We start from the raw sequence: 4689 nt of genomic DNA, 5'->3' as shown, positions 1-4689 counted from the left end.
CGGCGCCTCGGGGGCGCCGGGGGGGGGGGGGGGGCGGCGGCCCGCCGGGGGGGGGGGGGGGGGGGCCCCCGCCCCCCCCCCCCCCCCCCCCCGGGGGGGGGGGGGGGGCCCCGCCCCCCCCCCCCGCCCGCACCCTTGCGCGCCCGACACCCCGCCCATGAACAACCTCCTCGCCCCGGGCGCCGGCCTGATGGACCGAGCCCGCGACTTCGTCACCGGCCACGGCAGGTCGGTACCCCCGCACGGCCGCCAACGGGCGAAACGGGCCGATTCCAGGGTCGGACGGCACACTTTCGGTCCGGCCCCGGAGCACGAACGGCACCCTGTGACGCGGATCATTCCCTCTTCCAGAACGGTTGCCTACGCTGTTGTGCCACGAGCGGGGCAGCGCGGCTCCGCGAATCAGCTCGCGGCGCCGATCAGCCGGACACAGGCGAGCACGCTCCCAAGGGACCGACCGCCGTGCCCAATGATCTGACGTCTGTCATAGCCGCCTCCGCCCGCTGGCTCCTGGCCGCCTACCCCGCCCCCGCGGGCGCGCTCAGCCAGGCACTCGCCGAGGCCCAGGCCCGGCAGGCCGCCACGCTCGCCGCTGTCCTGCGGTACCCCACCGACCTCGACGTGCAGCTGCTTCATCTGCTCGCACCGAGTGGATCCCACCGGTTGGACTGGCTCACCGGATACGACCCGCACCCCGAGGACACCGCCTGGCGGACATGGGTCGACGAAACCGTCGTCAGCTGGGCGGCCTGCCTCCTGGCCGACCCTGCCCTGGCCACACACGCCCACCGGGCCCTGCGCACAATCGAGCACCACGCCGCCGGCAGCGTGCAGCGGCTGACCGACCCCGGCGACCTGGACACCGAAGCCGCCGCTCTCCTCCGCCATCCCGACCTGCTCGAAGGCATCGCCGGCCTGCACCGGCCCCAGCTCATGGAGCTGCTCACCATCGACAGCGCCGACCTGCCGTGATCCCGTCGTCGTGGCGACGAAGCGCAGCCCGAGCGGATGGCCGTCGAGGCGGCGGCAAGGACTCCGGTCCGCCGGTTGTGCGGGGGTGCGGTTCCTGACGTCGGCGGAGCCGAGTCGGTGCGGCCAGGAGATGGAGGCCTCTCTCGCGGATCAGTCGATGAGGGTGTCAGGCTGATCCCAGTGGGCTGTCGGGCAGCGCCTGCAAGAGATGGGACGGATCACGGAAGATCGCTGACGCCCCGGCCGCCGCGAGATCGCCGTGGGGAATGCCACCGCACAGCACCCCGACGCAGGTGACCCCGGCACGGGATCCTGCCTGCATGTCCCAGACGGTGTCGCCGACAAAGACGGCGCGCTCAGCGGATACACCCGCGAGTTCGAGGGCCTGCTCGACAGGCTCCGGGGCCGGCTTGCCGGCCTCGACGTCGTCGGCGCTCGCACTGGCACTGATGGCCTGGTCAGCGTCGATGGCACGCCGCAGAGCCTCCAGTTCCGCACCCCCGGCTGACGTGGCCAGGACAACAGTCCAGCCTCGTTCCGCCAACGTCTCAAGGAGCGCGCCGGCGTCCTGGAACGCGGGCAGCCGGTCGAAGTATGTCCCGTACAACGCCTTGTGGCCGGCGGCGATGGCGTCGTCCTCGTCCCGGTCCCGCTCGTCTCCCAACAGGTGCGCGATGAGGTCGGCGGAGGTCAGTCCGATGGCCCGGTGGATGGCGTGCATGGGCACTTTGTGACCCGCCTGCCGGAACGCCTCCCACCATGCCGTCACGTGCAGGTGATTGGTGTCGACCAGCGTTCCGTCCACATCGAACACGGCAGCCCGCGACATCGGGACTCCCTACTGGAGCTGGTGCAAGTGGATGGTGTGACTGTCCGTGGCGGTGAACAGCCGAGTCGGCAAGGACACCGGCCCGAACGTCAGGGCGCCGTTCCACACCGCCGTGCCAGGCCCGCAGCCACCTCCTCCAGTTCCCTCCATGGCACCGCGCCCGACGGGTGATCGCATCTCATCCAAGTCCGGGCCAAGAACAGTTCCGTCGGAGACTTCGGCCGGCTCCGTGGAGAAATACATCGCAACAGGTCAGCAGGCTCGTCGTCGCCACGGTTTCAGCGCGACAATTTCGCGCGGATCGCAACGGTGCCTGCGCGCCGCGCCGGAGGACCACTTCCTCGGCATGCGCCGCGCGAACGTGCCGATGAACGTCTCCGACCGACGCGATAGAGGAGTTCGGCGCCGCGCTTGCCGACGAGGCAGGGAAGGTGAGGTCGGCCGGATCGGCCGGGAGCACCCCGGCCTGTCGCTCGCGCATGCGGCGGCACGGTCGTCGCCACCGTACCGCCTCGGGATCACCCATACGATCTGCCCGTCGTGTACCCGATATCAGCCTGCTCACGCGGCTCTGGTCCGGGGCGTGACCTCCGCGGTCGGTAGTCGTTGAGTACGGCATCGCGCCATGAATGTCCGACCCCCCGCGGATGCGCGAACCCTCGTGAGGGCCCGGACCAGCACCTGACCCGGGCCCTCGCCCCGGCACCGACGCATGCGGCCCGTCGGCAGCTCTTCCGGGGAACGGCAGCCTCGTGCTCACCCCCCGGCCGGCTCTGCCGAGGCGTGGCTGGCCATTTCGCAACCAGACGAGGGGAGGCCGGGCAGAACCACCCGCATGGTCAAACCGGTAGTGGGCGGCTGCCAGAAGCACACTGACCTGCCGTGGTCAGTCTCATGGTCGGGTGCGCCGACAAGACCGACCACACCCCCCGCACTCAGCGGCCCATGCGGTGTAGACATCTCAGGCAACACTCCACTGGTGCGCGCGGCCGCCGCGCCACTCGATCCACCGGTCGTCGTCCAGGATGTTGCCGGGATCGTGGAAGCCCGTGCTTTCGAGGAACACCACCAGATCGTGATCGCTGTAGGCGGTACCGAGGATCTCGTCCCGGCCCCGGGAGTGCACGGTAACTCTCCGGCCACCCGTGCGGGAAAACGGGTGTACGACGATCGGCGGTCTGCTCACGCTTCCCAGCGTGACCCTGGCAGTCCCGCCCGGCGAGCCCGCTGCAGCGGTCAGGGCTGTCGTGCCGGTCCCGTCCGGTGGCCTCCCCTGTGAAGGGGCCGACCGATCTGCCTGTTGGGCGTCCTGGCCGTGCAGGGCCGCGCGTGGTGGCAGCGTCGTCGACGGGCGACGGCCCGCCGTGGCCTGGGGGGCAAACCATCAGGGCCACCGCCACCGGCATCGCGATCAGCCCGACCGCGACCAGCACCACCACCAGCAGGATCAGGGCGAGCGGCACAGGCCCCCACCCCCTGCGCAGCTCAGGCTCCGGGTAGGAGATACCAGAGGGGTACTCCCCCCAGCGGGAGAGGTTTCACCGGGGGGTATTCCGCCGCCCGGTTCGTGTCCCGGGGTTCGTGTCGGTGAGGCATCAGGGCTCATGGGCCTGTTCCTCAGCTCTCCTCCCCTGCTCGCCAGGCCCGAAAGCCTTCGGTTCGCCGACTTGTTCGGGCCTTCCGTGAGGCGGTGGGTGCTCGGACACACTTGGCCGAGCCGTGCCTCCAGGATCCGCACGATCGCCCTGCGGTCGGCGTACCTGGTCTCATCAGATTTCAAGGTGTCCAACTCGCCGGTGTCCAAAGCGCCGATCCCGTGCTCCAGCGTCCCGCCCGCCAAGCGGTTACAGTCGGTGATCGGAAGTTCGCCGTGTTGTCGCGCCTCTGTCCTCACCTCCGACACGACGCGGAAGGATGGAACGCAGTACCCGGTCCCTCCGCGGAGAATCTGACCCGGCACCGATGTCACGAACGAGACCGCGCAACATCGGCAGGCAGATCAGGCGGCGCTGGGCCACGGCGCGGTGGTTGCGGGCTGCCCGAGACCCTGCCGCCCTGTCGGAGCAGGGCACTACGGCGTCAGAGCCCAGGTCCTGGCCTGGTCCGCACGGCACGCCAGGCCACGGCCGGGGAACACGTCATGCCCGTCCACTCGGTGCGAGGCCGGGGGATCAGGCGGCGCTCTTCTTGCTGCTGCGCCCGGCTCGGGCGAGAGCGTCGATGAGCTGGTCGCGGCTCATCTTCGACCGTCCGGGCAGGTCCTGCTCGGACGCCTGCTGGTACAGGTCCGTCTTGCTAAGTTTTTCCAGCTCGCGCCGGCGCGTGGTGCGGCTGCGTTGCCCCCGCCCCTGCTTCGGCGGGGCCTTCTGGGCCGCTGCCTTCTTCGCCGCCGACCGGGCAGTCTCGCGGCGTCCGGAAGCGGTCTTCCGTGTGGAGGACGGCTGCTCGCTCCGGCTGGTGCGGGCAGCATCGAGGCTCCCCTGAAGGGCCTGCATGAGGTCGACGACATTGGTCGCGGCCGGCGCCTCTTCGGCCAGTGCGACCTCCTCGCCCTCGGCCTTCGCCTTCACCAGCTCGCGTATCTGCTCCTGATAGGTGTCGTGGTAGCGGGCCGGGTTCCAGCCGCTGCTGAGGCTGTCGACCAGCTGCAGTGCCATCTGTAGTTCCTTGCCGCGCCCGGCCCGGCCAGAGGGCAGCTCGGGCAGTTCCTTTTTAGGGTCGCGGATCTCGTCCGCCCAGTGCAGCGTCTGCAGCACCAAGATCGTGTCCTCAGCCCGCAGCGCGGTCAGGTACTGTGAACGTTCGCGATATTCCCCGGCCTCGTGTTCACGTAATGGGCCAGGTCCTGGCTTGGTCGAGCTCTAGGTGATCTTGGGTTTGTCGGTCTT

General features: G+C 70.2%; 4 protein-coding genes and 1 pseudogene. 1 reads left to right on the top strand and 4 read right to left on the bottom strand.

Translation table 11 applies throughout. From position 1 onward, the window contains the following. The first annotated feature begins 462 nt into the window (after positions 1–462). Entirely contained in the window at positions 463–972 is a 510-nt protein-coding gene (locus ACIRU3_RS47325; protein WP_404070592.1) for a hypothetical protein, read from the top strand. Positions 973–1138: 166 nt separating this feature from the next. Here the strand turns inward: ACIRU3_RS47325 and ACIRU3_RS47320 are convergent, their stop codons facing one another. The 4 genes and pseudogenes from ACIRU3_RS47320 to ACIRU3_RS47305 all read right to left on the bottom strand — a co-directional run bounded on the left by ACIRU3_RS47320 (position 1139) and on the right by ACIRU3_RS47305 (position 4560). Further along, positions 1139–1801: an HAD family hydrolase gene (locus ACIRU3_RS47320; protein WP_404070590.1), complete on the bottom strand. Its 663-nt coding sequence runs from the start codon at positions 1799–1801 to the stop codon at positions 1139–1141. A gap of 961 nt (positions 1802–2762) precedes the next feature. Further along, positions 2763–2927 carry a hypothetical protein gene (locus ACIRU3_RS47315; protein ID WP_404070588.1) on the bottom strand — a complete coding sequence of 55 codons (165 nt, stop codon included), beginning with the start codon at positions 2925–2927 and terminating at the stop codon, positions 2763–2765. A 429-nt stretch (positions 2928–3356) separates the two neighbouring features. Continuing rightward, a pseudogene (locus ACIRU3_RS47310) lies at positions 3357–3407 on the bottom strand (hypothetical protein); the annotation flags it as partial. A 565-nt stretch (positions 3408–3972) separates the two neighbouring features. Then, positions 3973–4560, bottom strand: coding sequence for a hypothetical protein (locus tag ACIRU3_RS47305; RefSeq protein ID WP_404070586.1), 588 nt, complete (start codon positions 4558–4560; stop codon positions 3973–3975). Positions 4561–4689: the final 129 nt, after the last annotated feature.

This window comes from Streptomyces sp. NPDC101151 (assembly GCF_044768335.1).
Taxonomy (GTDB): Bacteria; Actinomycetota; Actinomycetes; order Streptomycetales; family Streptomycetaceae; genus Streptomyces.
This window is presented reverse-complemented; position numbering and strand designations above follow the sequence as displayed.

Excerpts from the sequence above, each read along its gene's own strand:
- ACIRU3_RS47320 (WP_404070590.1), bottom strand. The coding sequence starts at position 1,801 with ATGTCGCGGGCTGCCGTGTTCGATGTGGACGGAACGCTGGTCGACACC.